The sequence below is a fragment of the Qipengyuania algicida genome (assembly GCF_009828025.1).
GTDB classification, from domain to species: Bacteria; Pseudomonadota; Alphaproteobacteria; order Sphingomonadales; family Sphingomonadaceae; genus Qipengyuania; species Qipengyuania algicida.
Genome location: NZ_WTYA01000012.1, coordinates 1 through 22,244, shown reverse-complemented (window position 1 = coordinate 22,244; position 22,244 = coordinate 1). Strand labels below are relative to the sequence as shown.

Here is a 22,244-nt window from a genome sequence, read left to right as displayed (position 1 = left end):
ATGGCAGGATGTGATTGCGCGCCGAGCGATGAACCCGCCGACGATCCCCAGTGGCGCCGGGCACTGTGGATCGCGCTGGCGATCAATCTGGCGATGTTCGCGGGAGAAATCGGCGCGGGGCTCATATCGGGCTCGCAGGCGCTGCGGGCCGACGCGCTCGACTTCCTGGGCGATGCAGCCAATTACGCGATCAGCCTGGGCGTGGCCGGTTCGGTCCTTGCATGGCGCGCGAAGGCGGCGCTTGCCAAGGGCGCGACGCTTGCGCTGCTGGGGCTGTTCGTGCTGGTCTCCACCGGAATCGCACTGATGAACGGCACCGTGCCGCGGGCCGAACTGATGGGTGTCGTGGGGGTCATCGCATTGATCGCCAATGGCGCCGTAGCGATCATGCTGTTCCGTTTTCGCAGCGGCGACGCGAACCGGCGCTCGGTCTGGATTTGCTCGCGCAACGACGCGATCGGCAACGTCGCCGTGGTTGCCGCTGCCGCGGGCGTGTTCGGAACCGGCACGGCCTGGCCCGATCTCATCGTCGCCGCGATCATGGCGGCGCTGGGCCTGTCCGGCGGGTGGCAGATCATGCGGCACGCGCAGCGCGATCTCGCCGAAGCGTCACGTTCGTCCGGCACATTGGTCGAGGTCCATTCTAAGAATGCGTCGCAATAGCCTTGACCCTGTAGTGGCTTCAGGGTGTATGCGCGCCACATGACGAATTTCGGATCGAATCGCATGGTGCGCCGTCTGGGCGGATTTCTGGCAATCCTGCTCATTATCGTGGCATCGGGGCTCATGGCCTCGCCTGCGGCAGCCCAGGCGCTCGAGCCGGCGACCGCCCAACGGGTCGGTACGACGTGGAAGCTCCTCGATTACATAGCGGTCGACTACGAGGGCGCCGTGTCGGGGGGCAAGGTCACCAGCGACGGCGAATATGCCGAGATGCAGGAGTTCGCGGCCACGATCGCGGATGAGCTCGATCAACTGCCCGACCGGCCGCGGAAGGCCGAGCTCGTTCGCGAGGCACGCGCGCTGCACGACCAGATCGCCGCGAAAGCTCCGGCGGCGCGAATAGCTTCGACGTCCCACACGATCTCCGGCGTGCTGCTCGAGGCCTATCCCGTCCCGGTCGCGCCTTCGAGAGCGCCAAACGTCGCGCGCGGTGCGGCTCTCTTCGCCGATAATTGCGCCGCCTGCCATGGCGCGAGCGGGAACGGCAAGGGGCCCGATGCTGCCGGGCTAGAAACGCCGCCGATTGCGTTCACCGACACGGCCCGCGCGCGCAAGCGCAGCCTCGCGGCACTCGAGCAGGTCATCTCGCAAGGGATCGACGGCACCGCGATGCAGAGCTTTCGCGACCTTCCTGCCGAGGATCGCTGGGCGCTCGCCTTCCGCGCCGGAGCGTTCGCCTTTTCGCAGGCCGATGTGCGCCGCGGCGAAACGTTGTGGCAGAGCAGCGCCGACATTCGCGCCAGAATTCCCGACCTCAAGGCTCTGGTCACGACCACCCCCGAAGCGCTGGGCGAGCAGATCGGACAAGCGCGGGCCGATGCCGTCATGGCCTATCTCCGCGCCCATCCCGAAGCCGTGACGGCGCGGGCTTCGGGCGATGCCGGCAAAGCCATCGCCACGACCCGCGCCAGACTCGGCGAAAGCGTCGACGCCTACCGCTCCGGAGACAGGAAACGGGCCAAGGCGCTCGCCCTGTCGGCCTATCTCGACGGCTTCGAACCCATCGAGCCGCTGCTCAGCGCCAAGGACGCCGGACTGATGGCGAATATCGAGACGCGCATGGGCGCGTTCCGGGCAGCGATCGGCGACGGAATAGCGCCCGATGCCCTGGCGACGCAGGCGGGAGCAATCGATACGCTCCTCGATGACGCCGAGCGCGCCCTCGCGCCCGGCGCGTCGAGCGCCGTCACCACGTTCGCCGGCGCCTTTGCCGTCCTGTTGCGCGAAGGCCTCGAAGCGCTGCTCATCGTCGTGGCGATGCTGGCATTTCTGGAGAAGGCCGACCGCAAGGACGTGTTGCGCTACGTCCACGGCGGCTGGACGAGCGCTCTCGTTGCCGGAGGAGCGACCTGGCTGGTAGCCACCTATGCGATCGGCATCAGCGGCGCGAGCCGCGAGCTGACCGAAGGGTTCGGCTCCCTGTTTGCGGCGGTCGTGCTGCTGTCGGTGGGCATCTGGATGCACGGCAAGGCGCAGGCCGGCCAGTGGCAGAGGTATATTCAGGAAAAGCTCGCCAGGGCGCTTGGCGGCCAGTCGGGCTGGTTGCTGTTCGGCCTCGCCTTCGTGGTCGTATACCGCGAGGTGTTCGAGACGATCCTGTTCTTTGCCGCCTTGTGGTCGCAGGGCAACGGAGCGGCAATGCTCGCTGGAACGGTCGCCGCCGTGCTCGTGCTCGCCGGCGTCGCGTGGGCCATGTTGCGGTACAGCCGGCAACTGCCGATCGCCAGTTTCTTCCGCTACAGCTCCTGGCTGATGGCCGCGTTGACAGTGGTGCTCGCGGGCAAGGGTGTCGCCGCATTGCAGGAGGCAGGCTGGATCGATATCGCACCCGTCTCGTTCGTGCCGCGCCTTTCGATCGTCGGCCTGTTCCCCACGCTCGAGACGGTCGCGGCGCAGATTCTCGTCCTTCTCGCGCTCGTCCTCGGCTTTGCGGTCAATCGTCGCCGCGTGGCCGCAGACTGATGCGCTGCTTTCCTGGCCGATCCGGACCTATGGCGCGATTCAGCCGCCGCTCTCGCGCTGCATGACCCGCCCGCGGATCGAACGAAAACGTCCCGATAGGCGCCGACCTGCGGCAAACCGGATCGTGTTCGCCTTGCTCTTGCCGGATGCCCGGTCTATCGCGCCGGGGTGAAGTTCCTGCGCGCCCTGGCTCTGGTTTGTTTCGGCTTCGGACTGTTCGTCCAGGTCGCGGCCAATGCCGCGGCGGTGCCCCAGGTCGAAATGGCGACGATGGGCGATTGCACTCACGCTGAGCAGGCGATGTCCGGGCACCGTATGAAGGGCATGGCGGACTCCTCCGATCACAAGGGCTCTTGCCTCGACATGACGATCGAGTGTCTGATCGCCATGAACTGCCTGCCGCCGCTTGCGCTGCCCGATACCGGTGCGGCCCAGCCGACCCCGCTTCCAGCCGCCCGGATCTACGGTCTTGCGAACGCAGTGCGGCTCGAAAGCGAGCCCGCGCGTCCGGAGTCGCCCCCTCCCCAAACCTGCCTCACCGTCTAGTTTCGAACGGCGCCGCGCGATGCGCGACGCGCCGGATCGCGAGCTGGGCGGACGACTGCGTCTGACCGGTCCTTGCGGCCGTTGCTAACGCCAACCGTCTTCCCGGCGCGCTCTGAACGAGTGAGGTTTATCGCATGTTTTGGCGCATTTGCTGGCTGCCCATGGCAGCCGCGCTTGCCGCGCAGGCTGCCCAAGCGCAGTCGGTCGGCTACGATGAGGCATTGCGGGCAGCGCAAACGCAGCAGCCCGTGCTGCAGGCGCGCGAGCTCGAGATCGAGGCCCTGGAGAGGACCGCGGAAGCGGCCGGCGAACTGCCCGACCCGCGGCTGCGCGCGGGCATCGTCAACTTGCCGGTGACCGGACCTGCTGCGTTCGATCTCGACCGGCAGCTTCCGACGCAGGTCCAAGTCGGGGTGGAGCAGGACTTCCCCAATCTCGCCAAGCGCCACGCCAGGACGGGAGTCGCGGACTCGGACATCCGCGTGGCCGATGCCCGGTTGGCGCATACCGAACACATGGTTCGGATCGAAACGGGCGAGGCCTGGATCTCGCTCGCATATGCCCAGCAGCGACTGGCGCTCGCCGCGAGGGCCCAGGACGACCTGCACAAGCTGGTGCCGGTCGCGCGCAGCGCCGTGGCGGCCGGCTCGGCGCGTCCCGCGGAGAGTCTGGAAATACGCCGCGCATTGCTCGACATCGACGATGCGCGGACGCGGATCGAAGCCGACCGGGAAGCGGCGCAGGCTCGCCTGAGGCGGTACATCGCCGGGACCGAACCCGTCGCAGAAGGACCAGTCCCATCGGCCGACATTGATCCCGTGACGCTGCGGGCGACGCTTTCGCGAAACCCGGAGATCATCCTGGCCGACGCGGCCGAGGATCGCGCGCGAGCCGCGATCGACCTTGCCCGTGCGGACAAGCGGCCCGACTTCGGCGTCAACGTGAGCCTTGGCCGGCGCAACCCCGATTTCGGAAGCGTGGTCTCGGTCATGGGTTCGGTGACCTTGCCGATCTTCGCCGGTCGGCGGCAGGAGCCGCGCATAGCCGCGGCCGAAGCGCAGGCGGCGGCGGCTCGCGCCGAGCGGGCCGACATGCTGCGCGCGCTCGAAGCGCAGTTCGCCGCCGACCTCGCGGCCTGGCGCAGCGCGGCCCGGCAATGGCAGCGCGCGCGCGAGGAGCTGTTGCCTCTGGCCCGCGATCGGGCGGACCTCGAAACCGCCAGCTTCGCCGCCGGCCGCGCCGAACTGATCGATGTCGTATCGGCCAAGACCGCGCTGGCTCTGCTCGAACTTGAAATCCTCGAGCGCGAAGAGGCGACCGTTGCAGCCGCCGCCAAACTGCGACTGACCTACCGGGAGCATATGCAATGAAGGCCGCCTGGCAACGCCTGACACCGCGTCAGAAGTCCTACACGCTTGCCGCCGGGATCGCCCTCGTGAGCCTTGGCGCCGGTTACGGCCTTGCAACGCTCGGTCAGGAGCCGGGCGGCAATTCCGGCGGCGGCAAGGCCGCAGCCGAATCGGGGTGCGAGCAGGTGGCGTACTGGTACGACCCGATGAAGCCCGACCAGCACTTCGACAAGCCGGGCAAATCGCCCTTCATGGACATGCAGCTGGTGGCGAAATGCACCGGCGGAGACGCGGCGAGCGCGGGCGGGGTCAGCATCGATCCCACGCTGGTGCAGAATTTCGGCGTACGCACGGCGCAGGCCGAGATCGGCGTGCTCGAGCCCGAGACGAATGTGACCGGCACGCTCGCCTACAACGCCCGTCAGGTATCGATCGTGCAACCGCGCGCGAGCGGCTTCGTGCAGCGCACCTACGGCCTCGCGCCCGACGATATCATTCGCCAGGGAACACCGCTCGTCGATCTGCTGATCCCCGAATGGGGCGGCGCCCAGCGCGAGTACCTCGCGGTCGCCGCGACAGGTGACGAAGCGCTGACCCGCGCGGCGCGCGAGCGGATGCGGCTCCTCGGTATGCCCGACGGGGTCATATCCTCGGTCGCGCGCAGCGGCAGCCCGCGCTCCACGATCACGATCACCGCGCCCTCCTCGGGCGCTGTCACCATGCTCGGCGTTCGGTCGGGCATGAGCGTGTCCGCCGGCCAGACCCTCGCCGAGATCACCGGCCTCAATCCGATCTGGCTCGAAGCGGCGGTTCCCGAAATCCTCGCCGGCGATGTACACGTGGGACAGCCGCTGAGCGCGACCCTGACCGCCTTTCCCGGCGAGAAATTCGCCGGCCGGATCACGGCCATCCTGCCCAGTGCGCAGGCCCAGAGCCGCACTCTCACTGTCCGCGCCGAGCTGCGCAATCCCGACCTGCGGCTACGGCCGGGAATGTTCGCGCAGGTGTCGCTCTCGCCTGCACGCCGCGAGGCGGTGCTCATCCCGTCCGAAGCGGTCATCCGCACCGGCGAACGCGCGCTGGTGATGCTGGCGCAGCGGGGCGGCGGCTATCGCCCCGCGGAAATACGCATCGGCCGCGAGGCGAATGGCCGGACCGAAGTGCTCGCCGGCCTCGCACCGGGTGAGAAGGTCATAACCTCGGGCCAGTTCCTGCTCGATTCCGAAGCCAGTCTGGCGGGGCTGGACGTCCGCGGAATCGACGTGGCGCCCGCGGGTGCTTCCGGCGGCGACACCAAGCAGGCGCCGCGGCAGGGGCCGAAGGAGTACAGCGCAAACGGCACGATCGAGAAGATTACCGCGCGTAGCGTAACCTTGCGCCATGGTCCGGTGGAAGCGCTCGGTTGGCCGGCGATGACGATGACGTTTGCGGCCCGGGGACCGACGCAGCTGCGCGGCCTCAAGCCCGGCGACACCGTCAGCTTCCGGTTCGTGCAAGAGGACAAGAGCCCGCGCATTACTGCCATCACGAAGACGAACAACCGATGATCGCCCGCATCATCGAAGGCTCGATCGCCAACCGGCTGTTCATCGTCCTGGCCTCGGTCGCGATTGCGCTCGCCGGCTTCTGGGCGGTTCGGACCACGCCTGTCGATGCGCTGCCGGACCTGTCCGACGTCCAGGTCGTCATTCGCTCGAACTATCCCGGGCAGGCGCCCCGACTGGTCGAGGACCAGGTCACCTATCCGCTCGCCACGACGATGCTGTCGGTTCCCGGCGCCAAGACGGTGCGCGGCTATTCGTTCTTCGGCGACAGCTACGTCTACGTGATCTTCGAGGACGGAACCGACCTATACTGGGCGCGCTCGCGCGTGCTCGAATATCTCAATCAGGTACAGGGGCGGCTGCCCGAAGGCGTGACGAGCGCGCTCGGCCCCGACGCCACGGGTGTAGGCTGGATCTACGAATACGCGCTGGTCGACCGCACCGGCGGCAACGATCTGGCCGGCCTGCGCAGTCTCCAGGACTGGTTCCTGCGCTACGAGCTCAAGACCATTCCCGGCATCGCCGAGGTCGCCAGCATCGGCGGCATGGTCAAGCAGTACCAGGTCGTGCTCGAACCCTACCGGATGGCGTCGCTGGGAGTGACCCACGCCGACGTGGTCAAGGCGATCCGCGCCGCCAACCAGGAAGCCGGCGGGTCGGTGATCGAGATGGGCGAGGCCGAGTACATGGTGCGCTCGTCGGGGTACCTGAGCAATCTCGCCGACTTCCGCGCCATCCCGTTGCGGGTCGCGGGAGGCGGGATTCCGGTCACGCTCGGCGATGTCGCGACGATCCAGATCGGGCCCGAGCTGCGCCGCGGGATAGCCGAGCTCAACGGCCAGGGCGAGGTCGCGGGCGGCGTCGTCATTCTCCGGCAGGGCGCCGACGCACGCTCGGCGATTGCCGCGGTCGAAGCCAGGCTCGAGGTGCTCAAGAAGAGCCTGCCCGAGGGCGTCGACATCGTCACCACTTACGACCGGTCGAAGCTCATCGATGCTTCGGTCGAGAACCTGACGCACAAGCTGGCGGAGGAGTTCATCGTCGTCGGTCTGATCTGCGCCCTGTTCCTGTGGCATGTGCGCTCGGCTCTGGTCGCCATCGTGACCTTGCCGCTGGGCGTGCTCGCCGCATTCATCGTGATGCGCTTCCAGGGGGTGAACGCCAACATCATGTCGCTGGGCGGCATCGCCATCGCGATCGGCGCGATGGTCGATGCGGCGATCGTGATGATCGAGAACGCGCATAAGCACATCGAACGCTGGACGCATGCGAACCCCGATGGCGTACTTGCGGGCGATGAACGCTGGCGCGTCATTGGCGATGCCGCAAAGGAAGTCGGGCCGGCGTTGTTCTACAGCCTGCTGATCATCACTTTGTCCTTCATTCCGGTGTTCACGCTCCAGGCCCAGGAAGGGCGGCTGTTCGCACCGCTCGCCTTCACCAAGACCTACGCGATGGCGGGTGCCGCGATCCTGTCGATCACGCTCGTGCCCGTGCTCATGGGCTGGATGATCCGCGGTAAGATTCCGCCTGAGGAGCGCAATCCCGTCAACCGCGGGCTGACCCGCGCCTATCGGCCGGGCCTGGACTGGGTCATGCGCAGGCCCAAGGTCACGCTGATCATGGCAGGGCTGGTGTTCCTGACCGCGGCGATTCCGCTGAGCCGACTGGGCGGAGAATTCCTCCCGCCGCTCGATGAAGGCGACCTGCTCTACATGCCGACCGCGCTGCCGGGCCTGTCGCCGGGACAGGCGTCGGCGTTGCTCCAGCGGACCGACCGGCTGATCAAGTCGGTGCCCGAAGTCGACACCGTGTTCGGCAAGGCGGGCCGCGCCGACACCGCCACCGATCCGGCCCCGCTGACGATGTTCGAGACGACCATCCGCTTCAAGCCCCGCGCGCAGTGGCGCGAGGGCATGACCCCCGACAAGCTGGTCGACGAGCTCGATCGGACGGTGCGGGTGCCGGGCCTCGCCAACATCTGGGTGCCGCCGATCCGCAACCGGATCGATATGCTGGCGACCGGGATCAAGAGCCCGATCGGGGTCAAGGTCTCCGGGGAAAACCTCAAGGAGATCGACCGGGTGGCGCAGGCGATCGAACAGGTCGCCAGGCAAGTGCCTGGCGTGAGTTCGGCGCTCGCCGAGCGATTGTCCGGCGGGCGCTATGTGGATGTCGAGATCGATCGCCTCGCGGCGGCCCGCTACGGTCTCAGTATCGCCGATGTCCAGACGATCGTGTCCGGCGCGATCGGCGGGGCCAATGTCGCGCGCACGGTCGAAGGTCTGGCGCGCTATCCGGTCAACGTTCGCTATCCGCGCGAGATCCGCGACAGCGTCGATGAAATCAGGGCCTTGCCGGTCCTGACACCGTCGGGGCAGCAGATCACCCTGGGCAGCGTGGCCCGGATCGGTGTCAGCAGCGGACCACCGATGCTCAAGAGCGAGCAGGGACGGCCGACCAGCTATGTCTATGTCGACGTGCGCGGGCGCGACCTCACCTCGGTGGTGAGCGATCTGCAGGGCAGGATCGGCGCCGAAATCGATCTCCCCGCGGGCGTGAGCATCGCCTACGCCGGTCAGTTCGAGTATCTGACCCGCGCGGCCGAGCGGATGAAGATCGTCATACCCGCGACGCTCGCGATCATCTTCCTGCTGCTCTACCTGATCTTCCGCCGCTTCGACGAGGCGCTGCTGATCATGGGGACGCTGCCCTTCGCGCTGACCGGCGGCTTCTGGCTGCTCTACCTGCTCGGCTACAACCAGTCGGTCGCGACCGCGGTGGGATTCATCGCGCTCGCGGGGGTTTCGGCCGAGTTCGGCGTGGTCATGCTGATCTACCTGAAGGGCGCGCTGCAGGAACGACCGGCCAACCCTTCGGCCGAGCAGGTCGACGAGGCGATCCGCGAAGGCGCGCTGCTGCGGGTGCGGCCCAAGGCGATGACGGTTGGAGTGATCCTTGCCGGCCTGTTCCCGATCCTGATCGGCACCGGCGCGGGATCGGAGGTGATGAGCCGCATCGCCGCGCCGATGATCGGCGGCATGATCACCGCGCCGCTGCTGTCGATGTTCGTGCTTCCCGCCGCCTACCTGCTGATGCGGCGCCCCCGGACAAAAGCGTCCGAACCATCCGAAGGAGAAGAAGAATGCGTACCTCGACCTGCCTGATGATGCTTGTCGCACCGCTAATGCTTGCCGCCTGCGATGCCGGCAACGACAGCGAGCAAACCGCCGATATACCAATGGCGGAGGGCCAGATGGCGGACGGCCAGACGGCAACGGGCGGCGCGGACATGTCGAGGATGCCGTCGGACCAGGGCGAGCAGATGGGCAATGGTGAAGGGACTGTCACAGCAGTGGGCACTGAAACGATCACCATCGATCATGGTCCGATCCCCGAAGTGGCCTGGCCTGCCATGACCATGTCCTTCTCGGCCGATGAAGCGGCACGCCAGAAGGTGGCGAAGGGCGACGAGGTGACGTTCGCATTCCGCAAAACCGACGACGGTGGTGAAATCACGTCCATCGACAAGAAGTAGTCCTCTGGAGGCCCGAACGGCGGCACGCTTCTCCGCTCGGGCCCCACCTCAAGATGAAGCTCTGTGCGAAATCGTCCGTGGCTACGTCGAGGCAGGCGGCGCCATGGTGCCGAACCATGCAACCAGGAAAAGCACCGCTACTCCGAGGATGGTTTCCAACGCGATGCTGCGCCGGAGCGCAGATGTCGCGTGGCGGGATGGAGTTGCAGCGCTCATCGCGTCACCCAGTGCGGGCGTAAGCCGGAGACGATTGACGGTGGCGAGGCCGATCATGGCGCCGAACAAGACGATCTTCACGATCAAAAACTGGCCATAGCGGGTTGTCCAAAGCCCGGCGAGATGGTCGGGGCCGACAAGCATCCAGCTGTTGACGAGACCGGTGAGCAGCAGGATCGCGACGACAAGCGAGCCGATGCCGGAAAACCGATGCAAGGCTGCATGCACCTCCTGGCGGTCGCCAATGCCTTGCGGGCTGGCGAGGAGCAGCTGCAGCAATCCGAACAGCGCACCGATCCAGACGGCTGCCGCGGTAACGTGAAGAACGTCGCTGGCCAAATGGACGGCACCGAGAGAGCCCTCTGCAGCGGCCGCGTGACCCAGCCAGGCCAGACTCACCGTGGCCACTGAGCCAAGAGCGGCTGTGGCCATCCAGGTAACGCGGCCGGAGGGCAGGATTAGGAGCAATCCCAGCGCTACAGTCGCCGCGCCTGCCCGCACCAGCGCCGCTAAGCCGAGCTTCATTCCGAACCCGACTGCACGCAAAGCGTTCGTATCGATACCGCCCGTCAGCGAACCCGCGAAGAGACTGGACTGGGCTACAATGGCGGCGAGGCTCGCGACCGCGAGAACCGCGGCGGCAACAATCAGGAGAAGGCGGCGCGGTGCCGTTAGTCTACTCTCCCGGTTAGTTGCTGGACTACCGGAATAGACGAAAAAGAGCGATGCTCCCATCAGAAGTATCGCTCCCAGATATTGCAGGAGCCTGAGGCCGACGACCACCGGCTCGATCATGTCAGCCGACCTTGAAGTTCAGCTCGCCCTGCATCTTGTGGCCGTCGGCAGTCGCCGCGCTCCACACAATCTTGTAGGCGCCCCGCGGGAGAGCCCGTGCAGGCGTTCCGACGATCGTTTTACCGTCGCTTGCGACCGACGTCTTCACCGGAACCGCCATTCCATGCTCGGGCATCGTCACTTCGAACCTGGAGAAGGCCGGCACGAGCTGTTCGTTGAAGGTCAAAGAGATGACCTTCGGCGCTGCGGAGACCGTAGCATGATCGGCAGGATTAGAGGATGTCAGCTTGGCGTGCGCGAAAGCCGGACCAGCAGTGAGAAGCGACGCACTGCCGATGATAGCGAGTATTCCAGACATCACTTTTCTCATGAAAATCCTTGGATAGATGAGGTGGCCCGTACTTTGGGCGAACGATCCTTGCGACGTGTCGCTCAGAACCAGAGCCGGATGCCGACGACGTAGTTGGTCACGCCCGGATCCTCCCCGCGCAGCCTTGCGTAATCCGCGCTCTTGCCGATCTTCCAGCTTTGCTCGACGCCTACATATGGTGCGAACTCGCGGGCGACTTCGTAGCGCAGCCGCACACCCAGCTCGAGGGTATCGAGACCCGCTCCGATGCCCAGTTCCGGAATGTCCTGGGCTGCCAGGTTCACTTCGGCCCGAGGCTGCAGGATCAGACGCTGGGTGATGCGTTGGTCAAGTTCGCCTTCAAAGCGTGCGGTTAGATCACCTTCGTCGGACAGGAACGCCGCTGCGTCGATATCGAACAGATAGGGCGCGAGCCCCTGAACGCCCACGACAGCGTAGGTGCGATCGCGTGGTGCAAAGTCCTGGCGAACACCCGCTTGCAGATTGAACCAGGGGCTGATTGCCCGGCTGTAGAGGGCCTGGACCTCGGCGCTTTCGGCTTTCTGGTCAAAGCTTCCTTCGCCCTCGGATTTGAACCAGAACTTGTCGATGTCGCCGCCGTAATAGCCCTGGACATCCCATAGATAGCCGTTCTTGCCCTCGCGCATCTGGTACTCGGCGCGGTCCGCCATGAACCAGAGGAATTTCTGTCCTCCCTGCTCGTCACGAAGGGCCTCGCGGGACGCGCGCATGGCTTCGGCGCCCCAGATTGCGTCGGCGGCGCGCGGCGGTCCCGACCCGGCCGCAGCCGGCGGGGCGGTTGCGGGAATGGGCATGGCCATCGCGCCCATGTCCATCTGGGAATGGTCCATTGCGCCCATGTCCATCCTGGCATGGTCTTCGGGCATCGAGGGGTCGGCGGACCCGGCCGTGCCTTGATCCAATTGCCCCTGATCCATCGCGCCATGGTCCATTGTGCTGTGGTCCATCGCGCCTTCGGCGGGCGGCGGCGAGGCCCGGGAATCGGCTGGATCCGTTTGCGGTCGCGTGACGGGTTTCTTGGCGGGAGCGGCTTTCCTGGCTGGGGCTGGTGTTGCCTTTTTTGTTGGCGCAGCCGGTTTGGGGCTCGCTTTCGGGGTTGGCGTCGGCGTGGGTTTAGGCATCGGCATGCCCATCGGCATGGTGTGCCCGGTGTGCTGGGCTATGGCCGGGGTGGCGGCGCCCAGCAGCAGTAGGGCGAGGAGCGGCTTCATTCGCTTTCTCCCCCGCGCTCGTCGTGCGGCGTATCGGGCGCCCCGGCGACGGTGACGATCTGAAACATCCCGGCATGCATGTGGTAGAGCAGGTGACAGTGGAACGCCCAGTCGCCAGGCTCGTCCGCGGTCAGGTCGAACATCGCGCTCCCGCCTGGCTGCACGATCACCGTGTGCTTTTGCGGCTGCCGATCGGCCGGCGAGCCGTTGACCAGTTCGAAGAAGTGCCCGTGGAGGTGGATGGGGTGCGCCATCATCGTGTCGTTCACCAGCTTCACCCGCACCCGTTCGTTGTTGGCAAACCGGATGGGATCGTCGCTCACGGCACTGAACTTCTTGCCATCGAAGGACCACATGAACCGCTCCATGTTGCCGGTCAGGTGGATCTCCATTTGCCGCGAAGGTGTGCGCAGATCGTCGTTCGGCTCGAGCGCGACGAGATCCTTGTAAGTGAGCACCTTGTGCGGCAGCCCGGCGAGCCCGATGCCGGGATCACCCATCCGGTCGACCGGGTTCATCGCGACCATGTCGAGTCCCGGTCCCACCTTGACGTCAGGCGGCAGCATCGAAGTGTCCCGCATGTTCATGCCGCCCATGTCCATCCCACCCATCGGCTCGGACGCGGTGGTCATTGCCGGTATTGTAGCGCTATCGGTGTTTCCGTGGCCCATGGCGGAATGGTCCATTCCTGCCATCGCACCGCCGCCACCTTGCATGCCGGCCATTCCGCCATGGCCCATTCCGCTCATGCCCATGTCGGCCATGGTGAGCAGGGGCGGATCGCGCAGCGCCGGGACCGGCGCGCGCGCGCCGGGACGGCTGGCGAGGGTCGCCACCGCCATGCCCGACCGGTCCATCGATTCCGCGACGATGGTCATCGCCTCGCCGGTCGGCTCCACGATGAAATCATAGGTTTCCGCGGTGCCGATCTGGAACTCCTCCACCGGCACCGGGCGCACGTTCTGGCCGTCGGCGGCGACGATATGCATGGTCGCGCCCGGGATGCGGACGTTGAAGAAGCTCATCGAACTGCCGTTGATCACCCGGATGCGGATCCGCTCGCCCGGGTTGAACAGGAACTCCATCCCTTCCTTCGGCCCGAACCCGTTCGCCAGATAAGTGTATGTCGAACCGGTCACATCGAGGATGTCGGTGGGCATCATGCGCATCTTCGCCCACATGCGCCGGTCAGCGCCGCTCAGCGGGTAGTCATCGGTCCAGGTCGTCTTCTGGTAGTTGAAATAGCCCTCGCCCTTCTTGAGCTTGTCCATGATCGCGTGCGGCATCAGCGAGGTGAACTCGCTCAGCAGAAGCACATAATCGCGGTCCGCCTGCACCGGATCGGGCGCGGCGGGATCGATTACGATCGGCCCGTAATGCCCTGCCTGTTCCTGCAGGTCGGAATGGCTGTGCCACCAGTAGGTGCCAGCCTGGCGGATCGGCGGCAGAGCGTAGGTAAAGGTCTGTCCGGGCTTGATGCCGGGGAAGCTCACCCCCGGAACTCCGTCGAACTGAAAAGGTACCAGCAACCCGTGCCAGTGGATCGAGCTGTCGGCGTCGAGCGTATTGGTGACGTTGATCCGCACCGGGCTGCCTTCTGTGAGCCGCACGAGGGGGCCGGGAACGCTGCCGTTGACGGCGATACCCGGTCCACGGCGACCTTGCACCGAACGTGGGCCGGCGCCGATCGTCAGGTCGATGGTTGCTCCCGACACCTCGTCGAAGCCCTGCTGCATCAGCCCCCCCGTCAGGCTGGCACCTCGCGCCCAGGCGGGCACGGAGCTCATGACTCCGATGGTGGCGAGCGACGTTGCGCTCGCATGGAGAAACCGTCTGCGATCGAGCGCGGGCATGTACCAACTTTCCGTTGTGACTGTTCGACCTCCTTACGACTGGAGGCAGTCGATCCCTCATCTTTCGGAGAATTTCTCGCGCAATCGCATTCGGGCCCGGTAAATTCGCGTTTCGACGGCCTTTTCACTGACCCCGAGGATAGCAGCAGCGTCTGCCTGCGTGCGCCCGTCGAAAGTGACCAGCACGAACGGCTCGCGCAACTTCAGCGGGAGGCGGGCTATTTCGCGTGCCACACGATCGAGTAGCTCGCGCTTCTCCATTTGCAGATCCTGGTCCGGCGCATCATCGGCGATCAGCTTTACCGCCTCGTCGCCGCCGGAAGGCAGCAGGCGCATGAACCGCCTGCGCCGCACGACGTCGCGACATTTGTTGATCGCGATTGTCGTGAGCCAGGGTGCAAGGGGCCGCATCCTGTCGAACCTGGACAGCGCCAGCCATGCCGAAGCCATGGCATTCTGCACCGCGTCTTCGGCATCCGCGGCATTGCCAAGCATACGGTTCGCGAGGAGAAGCAGCCGTGGACCATGATGTCTGATCAAGCGATCGAAGGCACCGCGATCGCCTTGCTGCGCGGCAGCAATCAGCCTTTCTTCGTCGAAGTCGTCGGCATTCGGCACGTTCTCAATCGGAAGGGTCGGCCGTCAGCGCGGCGGTCACTTCCCGGTCGAAGGCTGCACGCTGGCGGGGATCTAGCAATTCGCGCATCGCGAACACGTGATCGACGGTCGCTTTCTGGAGCGCTCCCATCTTCTCATGGACCCGGTCGATTGCGACGGCGACACGCGGGCCATAGCGATGCTCACTCTCTATTGCCTCGGCCAGCTGCGCATTGGCGGACTTGAGCTCGAGCTCGAGCCGGCGCTGTTCGATCGCGAAGCGCTGCTCGAGCGTGGCGAGTTTCGCTTCCTGACCCGGACTAAGATCGAGCTCCTGATGGACAAAGGCGTGCAAGCCGACCGGATCCTTGTTTTCGGCGATCAGCCAGGTCCCGATGCCCGCGCCAAGCCCGCCGGCGATCAGGGCCAGCGCAAGAAGAAGGATGGTCAGTCGGCCGGTAATCTTCATTCCGACACATGCAGCAGGGCCGACGGGGCCAGCTGGCTGCTCTCCAGCGAGATGCGTGATTGCGGATGCGTATAGTAAGGCGCCCCAACCGTACCGAAGCCTGTGCCGAGCGCCACGACAGCCACCCCCGCTCCCAGCCAGAGCCGGGTCTTGCGCTCGCGCGCTTCCTGCAGTCGTCCGACCCGCTGCCATACGCAGGCGCAGAAGTCGGGATTGCAACAACACGCGCTTTCGCTTGCCGCCAGACCGGCAAGCGTGTCGTCCAAGGCGCTATCATTCATGGGCTGCACTCTCGATCATTCGTCAAACCTATACGCATCCCCGCGCTGCAACCCTCGATTAATTTTTGAGGGGTGGGTGCGGTGGCGACGTATCACCGATGAACGCGCGTTCAGAAAGTCGGAATAGAGCAGACCAGAGACGACTTCTCCTCTGCTCCGTGCGGCAAGTGATGCCATAGTCGAACTGCATTGTCCCGGACAGTCGCAGGTGCGGACAAGGAGCAAAAATTGGCCAAAACGAACCCTTACGACCTGAAACGGCACCTGCCGAGCGTCACTTTCGTAGCGCTGGTCTTCCTTGTCCTGGCGGCCTTCGCCGGCGTGTTCGTTTATTCAGGCATCTATAACGTCGGGGCCGATGCGCCGCACTGGCGGTTCGTCCATAATGCCCTTGATACCGTGCGCGAGAACTCGATCGCCCGCGCTGCGGAGGGGATCGAGGCTCCGGGCGACCTCGACAGTCCAGAGCGGATCGCCACCGGCGCCGGTCTCTACACGGAGATGTGCACGGGCTGTCATCTGGGTCCCGGTCTCGAAGCCTCCGAGATGAGCCAGGGACTCTATCCGCCGGCTCCCGAGCTGTCGGTGGCCGGTCGCGCCCACACCCCGGCGCAGCAGTTCTGGGCGATCAAGCACGGGATCAAGCTCAGCGCTATGCCCGCCTGGGGCAAGACCCACAGCGACGAGCTGATCTGGGATATGGTCGCATTCGTTCGCCAGCTACCCGGAATGACACCCGAGCAATACGCCGTTGCGATCGCGCGGGCACCCGCCGAGCACGACGAAATGATGGAAGGAATGTCGGAGTCTGCCGGCGCCGCAGATCACCATGTGGAGAGATCGGGCGACGCTCGGGAGATGGAGGATCCACCGGGAAAGGCCGGCGAATCCGCTCACGTGGATGCCCCGGGACCTGCGCACACCCATTAACGTTTGCTCCTTGAGCGGGATCCAAGACAATGAAGCGAGACGACCCCTGACAGATCATCATCATCATCATCCTGCGGCCTCGGGCGGCTCTTCGACCCCCGGCACCGCTCTTGATCCCGTATGCGGCATGGCGGTGACGATCGAGGGCGCCAAGCATGTCGCCGAGCACGAGGGGGCCTGCCATTACTTCTGTTCAAGCCGCTGCCGAGAGAAGTTTCTGATCGATCCGCAGCTCTACTTGTCGGGCGGGCACCTCGATGCGGTCGAGGATGTGCCCGAAGGGACGATCTACACTTGTCCGATGCACCCCGAAATCCGCCAGCCGGGACCGGGATCGTGCCCGATCTGCGGCATGGCGCTCGAACCAGAGACGGTCAGCCTCGATGAAGGGCCCGATCCCGAACTCGTCGACATGCGCCGCCGGTTTTGGATCAGCGCGCTCTTCACGTTGCCATTGTTCGCCTACGCGATGAGCGACATGGTACCCTGGATCAGCTTCGATCGATTGATCGAACCTGCGTGGGCGCAATGGGCGCAGCTGCTCCTCGCCAGTCCTGTCGTTCTTTGGGGAGGATGGCCCTTCTTCACGCGCGCCTGGCAATCGCTCAGGACGCGCAACCTCAACATGTTCACCCTCATCGGGTTCGGGGTCGCCGTCGCTTATCTCTTCAGCTTGGTGGCGACGTTTGCTCCCGCCCTGTTTCCCCCCGCGTTCCGCGACCACTCGGGCCGGGTAGGAGTTTACTACGAGGCCGCGGCCGTGATCACGACCCTGGTTCTTTTGGGGCAGGTCCTCGAACTCAAGGCGCGGGGGTCGACCTCGAGCGCCTTGCGCGCATTGCTCGAACTGGCTCCGCCCAATGCGGTCAAGATCTTCAGCAAAGGCGATGAACGCGAGGTTCCGCTTGACCAGCTTCGAACCGGCGATCGGCTGCGGGTCCGGCCCGGTGACAAGGTCCCCGTCGATGGCGAGATCGAGGAGGGTGCAAGCGCAGTCGACGAATCGATGGTCAGCGGCGAGCCGCTGCCGGTTGCCAAGACAGCCGGAGATCGCGTGATCGGCGGAACGGTCAACCAGACCGGCGGCTTCGTCATGCGCGCTACGGGCGTCGGCAAGGACACGATGCTGTCCAAGATCGTGCAGATGGTGGCGGCGGCGCAGCGCAGCCGTGCGCCAATACAAAGGCTGGCCGATCAGGTCGCGGGCTGGTTTGTGCCGGTTGTCATCGGCATCGCTGCGGTCACGTTCGCGGTCTGGGCATTCTGGGGTCCGGCACCTGCGCTCGCCTATGCCTTGGTCAACGCGATCGCCGTCCTCATCATCGCCTGCCCCTGCGCCCTGGGGCTCGCCACTCCGATGTCGATCATGACCGGTACGGGCAAGGGCGCGCAGCACGGCATCCTGATCCGCAATGCCGAAGCTCTCGAAACACTCGAGAAGATCGACACGCTGGTGGTCGACAAGACAGGCACGTTGACGATGGGCAAGCCGGACCTCGTTGCCGTGACCCCGATGGCGGGGATCGACGAAGCCGAGTTTCTGTCCGCCGTGGCCGCGGTCGAAATGGGCAGCGAGCATCCGCTGGCGCACGCGATTGTCGAAGGTGCGCGCGGTCGCGGAATATCGCCTGCCAGTGCGACTGCCCTTGCGTCGACGACCGGTGAGGGCGTCGAAGCGACAGTCGGCGAACGGCGGGTAGCAATCGGCAACGAGAAGCTGATGCACAGCGTGGGCATTACCGACGAGGACTGGCTCGCGTCGGCCCGGGAGGGCCGCGAGCAGGGCCGCACGGTGATGTTCGTGGCGTTCGATGGACAGCCGGCGGGGCTCCTCGCCGTCGCCGATCCGATCAAGCCGACGAGCGCACAGGCCATTGCGGCGCTTCACCAGCGCGGAATCCGCGTGGTGATGCTGACCGGCGACAGCCGGGCGACCGCCGAAGCCGTGGCGCGCGAAATGGGCATCGACGAGGTTCACGCCAATGTCTCGCCGGAAGACAAGCACCGGCGGATCGAGGAGCTCAAGGCGGAAGGTCGCCGGGTCGCGATGGCCGGAGACGGCATCAACGACGCGCCCGCGCTGGCGGCCGCCGATGTCGGGATCGCCATGGGCACGGGCACCGATGTGGCGATCGAAAGCGCCGGGGTGACGCTGGTTCGCGGAGACCTCACCGGCGTGGTCCAGGCGATCGTGTTGTCGCGCGCCACCATGCGAAACATCAGGCAGAACCTGTTCTTCGCGTTCGCCTACAATTCGCTTGGAATCCCGGTCGCCGCCGGCGTGCTGTTCCCGTTCTTCGGATTGCTGCTCAGTCCCATGATCGCGGCCGCCGCGATGAGCCTCTCCTCGGTTTCGGTGATTGCGAACGCCCTCCGCTTGCGCGGACTTAGCCTTCCTACATTGGCGAGCGGAGCGGCAGCATGATCCTTGCCCTTCTCATCGGCATTGCGCTGTTTGTCCTGGGTCTGTCGGTTCATCTGGGAATGCTTGGTCTGGCCAAGCGGGTTTCGCCTCCCGGGTGTGCTCCACGCGGACCGCGTCTGATCGGCGGATCGCTTCTGGTCCTTCTGAGCCACTTGGCCGTGGCTGCACTGTTTGCGGTCGGCTTCGCCTTGGCTGCAAGTATTGGGTTGGGTGGTTTCGACAAGGAACCGGCCATGAGTTGGATGGATTACTACTACTTCTCGCTGATCACGGTCACGACTGTGGGGCTGGGAGACGTCTATCCTACGCAGCATTTACGGGTGATCACAGGAATTGCATCGCTCACCGGCTTTCTCCTGATCAGTTGCACCGCCCAGTACGTCTATCAAACCATGAGCAAACAGGAGGAGTGAATGGCCAAAGATCAACAATCGCACAAATCCGGAGGGGGCGGGGGTTATGTCCGATTCATGATGATGATCGCGACGTCGACCGTCGCGATGTTCTTCCTGATGTACGCCAACACCTACAGTGTCGATCACATCTTCTGGAGCGAGACGCGCTTCTGGATGACCTTCGTCATGGGCGCGGTGATGATGGTGATCATGCTGCTGTTCATGTGGTCGATGCACAAGAATACGACCAAGAATTTCATCATCCTCGGCACCGCTGCGGTGGTCTTCAGCTTGGCGCTGTGGCTGGTGCGCAGCCAGACAACGGTGACCGATACCGAGTATATGAAGGCGATGATCCCGCATCATTCGATCGCCATCATGACCAGCGAGCGCGCCCATATCCGCGACCCGCGCGTCCGCAAACTGGCCCACGACATCATCGTCGCGCAGCGGCGCGAGATCGCCCAGATGAAGTATCTCATCGCCGATATCGAAAAGAATGGCGTGCGTACGAGCGAACGTCTGCCCGCGGAGGTGCAACAATGAGAACGCTGGCTATCATCACCGCGCTGGCGCTGCCGCTGGCAGCGTGCAACCAGAACACCGCGGTCGGCAACGACCGCGAGGCAAGGCTCGACCCCGCACCGACGCCAGCGCCGATCATGGGGGCTGCTGAGGCCCTGAGGAACGTCGCGACCGCAAGTATAAAACCCGAGACGATGAGCGATGCCGACATCGCGGCGCTCGGCGGACGGAAGGGTCGCTGCGCGATCAAGCTGACCGAAGTGGCTTTCCCGTCGTTTCTGTTCGAGCCCGAGGGTCGCGGCGCCATTAAGCTCAATGGGAAGCTGGTCGTTCTGCCCAACGCGGGAAACGCGCGCTACGAAGACGCCGGGCTTCTTGTGACGCTGCGGCCTGTCGACGAAGAAGGAAATGCCGGTCTGAAGGCGATGGAAATGATTGTCGTCCCGCCTCGGGCGAAGGACGAGATCGGCTATCGCGGTTACGTTCAGTGCTATCAATGAGGCCCGGCGCGAGACACCGCGGGAAAGGCCTCTCGCTGTAGGCGGTTGCCTGTTCTTTCCGGACCAGGTTTCGAGTCGGCCAGGCTGAATTCGCTGCTCGGGGGGCACCCACTTGCGTGACAGTGCATGGCCGATCGTATGGCCGCCAGGCACTCGGGCATTGAGCACCGCACTCGCCCTTCAATAGCGGTGTCGGAGCACCGGCCAGGACGCGTAGGCCGAGGCGTCGGGAAGGCAGGTATAAAGCGCCGCGCAGCCGGCGCCGCAATCGCACCCGTGTCCGGATTGCCTGGTCGCGAAGAGGCTCGGGAAGCGTGATGATCGGGCGGGCGTCATCCGGTCGACGGTCCGGACGCGAGGTCAGCGAGGCAGGTCGGACACCACGGTTGGGTCGAATACCGGCCTTCAGGGGCAACGCGAACCCGATCCGGCTTTCATGCGAACCTGTCTGAACCAGGTCAGCTGAGGGATCGCAACCCGTTCGCTTCCGGCCGTGTTGCCCGCTGCGCGGGCTGCCCGCACCACCCGTCGCGAACGGGTTTCCCTTGGCCATGCGGCCTGCGGTGCGACCCTCCCATGCCCTGTTTCTCATCGACGTTCGCAAGCCGGAAACGGGTTCCGGTTGGCAAGCTGAAGGAGAAATCATCATGACCAATCTCGTTATCCTCACCGGCCGCATCGCCCGCGATCCGGAGGCCCGCGAAACTCAGGGCGGCACCAGTGTCACCGGGATCACCGTGGTCACCGACCGTCCCGCGCGCGACAAGGACGGCAAGACCTACAAGGACGAAAGCGGATACACCGCCAAGGACAGCGAATTCCACCGGGTGACCTGCTTCAACGGTCTCGCCAAAACCGTCGGCCAGTACTGCTCCAAGGGTCAGCTGGTTTCGGTCCAGGGCCGCGTGCACTACACCCAGTGGGAAGACCAGGACGGCATCAAGCGCTACGGCTGCGAGATTCTCGCCGACAAGGTCGACTTCCTCTCCCGTGCCAGCGGCGGCGACAACCAGGACGCACCTCCGATCGACTGAACGACCGATCCACCTCTCCGAGAGGCCCTGCCCGCGGCGGCAGGGCCTCTTTTTGCCGTGATAGACCAGGCTGGAACTCGCCTGGCAGCGTGAATGGGCAGGGCTGCGGCGGAAGACCGTAGTCGATCGATGCTGCCGACAGTCCCGTTCACAATTCAGTCGGCGTGCCCACCACCTGGTCGCGGTCCGCCGGCGTTCCCGGCCTCCTTCGATACGTGGCGCGCTATTGCCTGACGCAAGGTGGGTGGGGTCCTGGCTCACGGCTGTTCCAGCATGATGGCCCGGTCCCTTCCGCCTCAAGGACGTGCGGGGCCCCACCATTTTGCCCGCCGCCGGACTGCATCCGGCCGCGCCCAAAATCGTTGCCCCCACCGCCGCTCGCGCGGTCGCCCCTGCGGAGCGATCCTGTGACCCGGAAGGCCCCGGACCATCGGCCGACCTCCTGTCGTCTCACGACAGTTTCAGGAGGAATATCATGGCTTGTTCAACGCATTGCCCGCTGCCGTCTCGCAACTATTTCGAGGCTCTGGAAACCGCCGAGAAAAGGGCGCTTCACAGCTTCTTCGACCAGCATGTCGTCGAGGATGCCGAACTGGGATACTTCGCGCTCGACGAAGGCGACTACAATGCGCTGCCCGCGCATCTGGCGTCGCGCGTGGTTCACACGGTTCATGGGGGCATGCTCGAGGATTACTGAGCCTCGGCGGAGCGGGAACCGGATCGCGGTTCCCGCTCCATTTTTTCATGCTCGCCCGGGGGTCTTCAGCCTGCTTGGACGCCCCAGGACCGCCGCCGCGATCCGCAGTGGGGTCGGACGGATCATCGGGCTCGCGCGCAATTCGAGCGGGGCTTTGGACGCACTCTGTCCCGCGCATCTGGCGATGCGCTCCTTGTATTATCGATCCGTGTTATTTGCGTGCTGTTCCGTAAGGGACCGGCCTTGGTGGGATGGCCATCCCA

22 protein-coding genes are annotated in these 22,244 nt (G+C 65.2%); 14 read left to right on the top strand and 8 right to left on the bottom strand.

Translation table 11 applies throughout. The features are described from left to right. Positions 1-663: a cation efflux transmembrane domain-containing protein gene (locus tag GRI58_RS13605; protein ID WP_160754152.1), complete on the top strand. Its 663-nt coding sequence runs from the start codon at positions 1-3 to the stop codon at positions 661-663. A 39-nt stretch (positions 664-702) separates the two neighbouring features. Further along, a complete protein-coding gene (locus tag GRI58_RS13600; RefSeq protein WP_237452319.1) occupies positions 703-2,685 on the top strand; it encodes a cytochrome c/FTR1 family iron permease in 1,983 nt (660 codons plus the stop codon). 39 nt (positions 2,686-2,724) lie between these two features. Here GRI58_RS13600 and GRI58_RS15460 read toward each other — a convergent pair whose 3' ends face one another. Then, a complete protein-coding gene (locus GRI58_RS15460) occupies positions 2,725-2,973 on the bottom strand; it encodes a hypothetical protein (protein ID WP_202386992.1) in 249 nt (82 codons plus the stop codon). Between the two features lie 12 nt (positions 2,974-2,985). On the opposite strand from GRI58_RS15460, the gene GRI58_RS13595 reads away from it, so the two are divergent. The 5 genes from GRI58_RS13595 (at position 2,986) to GRI58_RS13575 (ending at position 9,662) form a co-directional block, all read left to right on the top strand. Next, positions 2,986-3,231, top strand: a complete 246-nt coding sequence (locus GRI58_RS13595; RefSeq protein ID WP_237452318.1) for a hypothetical protein — start codon at positions 2,986-2,988, stop codon at positions 3,229-3,231. Between the two features lie 161 nt (positions 3,232-3,392). Further along, positions 3,393-4,601 carry a TolC family protein gene (locus tag GRI58_RS13590; protein WP_237452317.1) on the top strand — a complete coding sequence of 403 codons (1,209 nt, stop codon included), beginning with the start codon at positions 3,393-3,395 and terminating at the stop codon, positions 4,599-4,601. Further along, complete coding sequence (locus GRI58_RS13585) at positions 4,598-6,127, top strand: efflux RND transporter periplasmic adaptor subunit (RefSeq protein ID WP_160754149.1); 1,530 nt, start codon at positions 4,598-4,600, stop codon at positions 6,125-6,127. The genes GRI58_RS13590 and GRI58_RS13585 overlap by 4 nt, the downstream gene beginning before the upstream one ends. Beyond that, positions 6,124-9,291 (top strand): efflux RND transporter permease subunit, encoded by a 3,168-nt coding sequence (locus tag GRI58_RS13580; RefSeq protein ID WP_160754148.1) that lies wholly within the window; start codon positions 6,124-6,126, stop codon positions 9,289-9,291. Before GRI58_RS13585 ends, GRI58_RS13580 begins: the two co-directional genes overlap by 4 nt. After that, positions 9,270-9,662: a copper-binding protein gene (locus GRI58_RS13575; protein ID WP_237452316.1), complete on the top strand. Its 393-nt coding sequence runs from the start codon at positions 9,270-9,272 to the stop codon at positions 9,660-9,662. Before GRI58_RS13580 ends, GRI58_RS13575 begins: the two co-directional genes overlap by 22 nt. Positions 9,663-9,743: 81 nt before the next feature. On the opposite strand, the gene copD is transcribed toward GRI58_RS13575, so the two are convergent. From copD to GRI58_RS13540, 7 genes are all read right to left on the bottom strand, one after another. After that, positions 9,744-10,673: a copper homeostasis membrane protein CopD gene (copD, locus tag GRI58_RS13570; protein WP_160754147.1), complete on the bottom strand. Its 930-nt coding sequence runs from the start codon at positions 10,671-10,673 to the stop codon at positions 9,744-9,746. 1 nt (position 10,674) lies between these two features. Next, complete coding sequence (gene copC / locus GRI58_RS13565) at positions 10,675-11,031, bottom strand: copper homeostasis periplasmic binding protein CopC (RefSeq protein ID WP_202386980.1); 357 nt, start codon at positions 11,029-11,031, stop codon at positions 10,675-10,677. 74 nt (positions 11,032-11,105) lie between these two features. Further along, positions 11,106-12,275 carry a copper resistance protein B gene (locus GRI58_RS13560; protein ID WP_160754145.1) on the bottom strand — a complete coding sequence of 390 codons (1,170 nt, stop codon included), beginning with the start codon at positions 12,273-12,275 and terminating at the stop codon, positions 11,106-11,108. Continuing rightward, on the bottom strand, positions 12,272-14,128 hold the full coding sequence (locus tag GRI58_RS13555; RefSeq protein WP_160754144.1) for a copper resistance system multicopper oxidase: 1,857 nt from the start codon (positions 14,126-14,128) through the stop codon (positions 12,272-12,274). The genes GRI58_RS13560 and GRI58_RS13555 overlap by 4 nt, the downstream gene beginning before the upstream one ends. A gap of 57 nt (positions 14,129-14,185) precedes the next feature. Next, positions 14,186-14,746, bottom strand: coding sequence for a sigma-70 family RNA polymerase sigma factor (locus GRI58_RS13550; protein WP_160754143.1), 561 nt, complete (start codon positions 14,744-14,746; stop codon positions 14,186-14,188). Between the two features lie 4 nt (positions 14,747-14,750). Continuing rightward, positions 14,751-15,194, bottom strand: coding sequence for a periplasmic heavy metal sensor (locus GRI58_RS13545; protein WP_160754142.1), 444 nt, complete (start codon positions 15,192-15,194; stop codon positions 14,751-14,753). Next, on the bottom strand, positions 15,191-15,475 hold the full coding sequence (locus GRI58_RS13540; RefSeq protein ID WP_160754141.1) for a hypothetical protein: 285 nt from the start codon (positions 15,473-15,475) through the stop codon (positions 15,191-15,193). Before GRI58_RS13540 ends, GRI58_RS13545 begins: the two co-directional genes overlap by 4 nt. Positions 15,476-15,703: 228 nt before the next feature. On the opposite strand from GRI58_RS13540, the gene GRI58_RS13535 reads away from it, so the two are divergent. The 7 genes from GRI58_RS13535 (at position 15,704) to GRI58_RS13505 (ending at position 21,981) form a co-directional block, all read left to right on the top strand. Next, positions 15,704-16,405, top strand: a complete 702-nt coding sequence (locus tag GRI58_RS13535) for a c-type cytochrome (RefSeq protein WP_202386979.1) — start codon at positions 15,704-15,706, stop codon at positions 16,403-16,405. 46 nt (positions 16,406-16,451) lie between these two features. Continuing rightward, positions 16,452-18,830 carry a heavy metal translocating P-type ATPase gene (locus tag GRI58_RS13530; protein ID WP_272916354.1) on the top strand — a complete coding sequence of 793 codons (2,379 nt, stop codon included), beginning with the start codon at positions 16,452-16,454 and terminating at the stop codon, positions 18,828-18,830. Further along, a complete protein-coding gene (locus GRI58_RS13525; protein ID WP_160754139.1) occupies positions 18,827-19,243 on the top strand; it encodes a potassium channel family protein in 417 nt (138 codons plus the stop codon). The genes GRI58_RS13530 and GRI58_RS13525 overlap by 4 nt, the downstream gene beginning before the upstream one ends. Positions 19,244-19,306: 63 nt before the next feature. After that, positions 19,307-19,771, top strand: a complete 465-nt coding sequence (locus GRI58_RS13520; protein ID WP_160754204.1) for a DUF305 domain-containing protein — start codon at positions 19,307-19,309, stop codon at positions 19,769-19,771. Further along, positions 19,768-20,250 carry a DUF6692 family protein gene (locus GRI58_RS13515; protein WP_160754138.1) on the top strand — a complete coding sequence of 161 codons (483 nt, stop codon included), beginning with the start codon at positions 19,768-19,770 and terminating at the stop codon, positions 20,248-20,250. Before GRI58_RS13520 ends, GRI58_RS13515 begins: the two co-directional genes overlap by 4 nt. A 647-nt stretch (positions 20,251-20,897) precedes the next feature. Continuing rightward, positions 20,898-21,284, top strand: a complete 387-nt coding sequence (locus tag GRI58_RS13510) for a single-stranded DNA-binding protein (protein WP_160754137.1) — start codon at positions 20,898-20,900, stop codon at positions 21,282-21,284. A gap of 475 nt (positions 21,285-21,759) precedes the next feature. After that, the gene (locus tag GRI58_RS13505) at positions 21,760-21,981 is read left to right on the top strand and encodes a hypothetical protein (RefSeq protein WP_160754136.1); all 222 of its coding nucleotides are present in this window, start codon (positions 21,760-21,762) and stop codon (positions 21,979-21,981) included. The last annotated feature ends 263 nt before the right edge of the window (positions 21,982-22,244 follow it).

Excerpts from the sequence above, each read along its gene's own strand:
- GRI58_RS13540 (WP_160754141.1), bottom strand. The coding sequence starts at position 15,475 with ATGAATGATAGCGCCTTGGACGACACGCTTGCCGGTCTGGCGGCAAGC.
- GRI58_RS13560 (WP_160754145.1), bottom strand. The coding sequence starts at position 12,275 with ATGAAGCCGCTCCTCGCCCTACTGCTGCTGGGCGCCGCCACCCCGGCC.
- GRI58_RS13505 (WP_160754136.1), top strand. The coding sequence starts at position 21,760 with ATGGCTTGTTCAACGCATTGCCCGCTGCCGTCTCGCAACTATTTCGAG.
- GRI58_RS13520 (WP_160754204.1), top strand. The coding sequence starts at position 19,307 with ATGATCGCGACGTCGACCGTCGCGATGTTCTTCCTGATGTACGCCAAC.
- copD (WP_160754147.1), bottom strand. The coding sequence starts at position 10,673 with ATGATCGAGCCGGTGGTCGTCGGCCTCAGGCTCCTGCAATATCTGGGA.
- GRI58_RS13580 (WP_160754148.1), top strand. The coding sequence starts at position 6,124 with ATGATCGCCCGCATCATCGAAGGCTCGATCGCCAACCGGCTGTTCATC.
- GRI58_RS13590 (WP_237452317.1), top strand. The coding sequence starts at position 3,393 with ATGGCAGCCGCGCTTGCCGCGCAGGCTGCCCAAGCGCAGTCGGTCGGC.
- GRI58_RS13525 (WP_160754139.1), top strand. The coding sequence starts at position 18,827 with ATGATCCTTGCCCTTCTCATCGGCATTGCGCTGTTTGTCCTGGGTCTG.
- GRI58_RS13510 (WP_160754137.1), top strand. The coding sequence starts at position 20,898 with ATGACCAATCTCGTTATCCTCACCGGCCGCATCGCCCGCGATCCGGAG.
- GRI58_RS13545 (WP_160754142.1), bottom strand. The coding sequence starts at position 15,194 with ATGAAGATTACCGGCCGACTGACCATCCTTCTTCTTGCGCTGGCCCTG.
- GRI58_RS13575 (WP_237452316.1), top strand. The coding sequence starts at position 9,270 with ATGCGTACCTCGACCTGCCTGATGATGCTTGTCGCACCGCTAATGCTT.
- GRI58_RS13600 (WP_237452319.1), top strand. The coding sequence starts at position 703 with ATGACGAATTTCGGATCGAATCGCATGGTGCGCCGTCTGGGCGGATTT.
- GRI58_RS13555 (WP_160754144.1), bottom strand. The coding sequence starts at position 14,128 with ATGCCCGCGCTCGATCGCAGACGGTTTCTCCATGCGAGCGCAACGTCG.
- GRI58_RS13595 (WP_237452318.1), top strand. The coding sequence starts at position 2,986 with ATGTCCGGGCACCGTATGAAGGGCATGGCGGACTCCTCCGATCACAAG.
- copC (WP_202386980.1), bottom strand. The coding sequence starts at position 11,031 with ATGTCTGGAATACTCGCTATCATCGGCAGTGCGTCGCTTCTCACTGCT.
- GRI58_RS13585 (WP_160754149.1), top strand. The coding sequence starts at position 4,598 with ATGAAGGCCGCCTGGCAACGCCTGACACCGCGTCAGAAGTCCTACACG.
- GRI58_RS13515 (WP_160754138.1), top strand. The coding sequence starts at position 19,768 with ATGAGAACGCTGGCTATCATCACCGCGCTGGCGCTGCCGCTGGCAGCG.
- GRI58_RS13605 (WP_160754152.1), top strand. The coding sequence starts at position 1 with ATGGCAGGATGTGATTGCGCGCCGAGCGATGAACCCGCCGACGATCCC.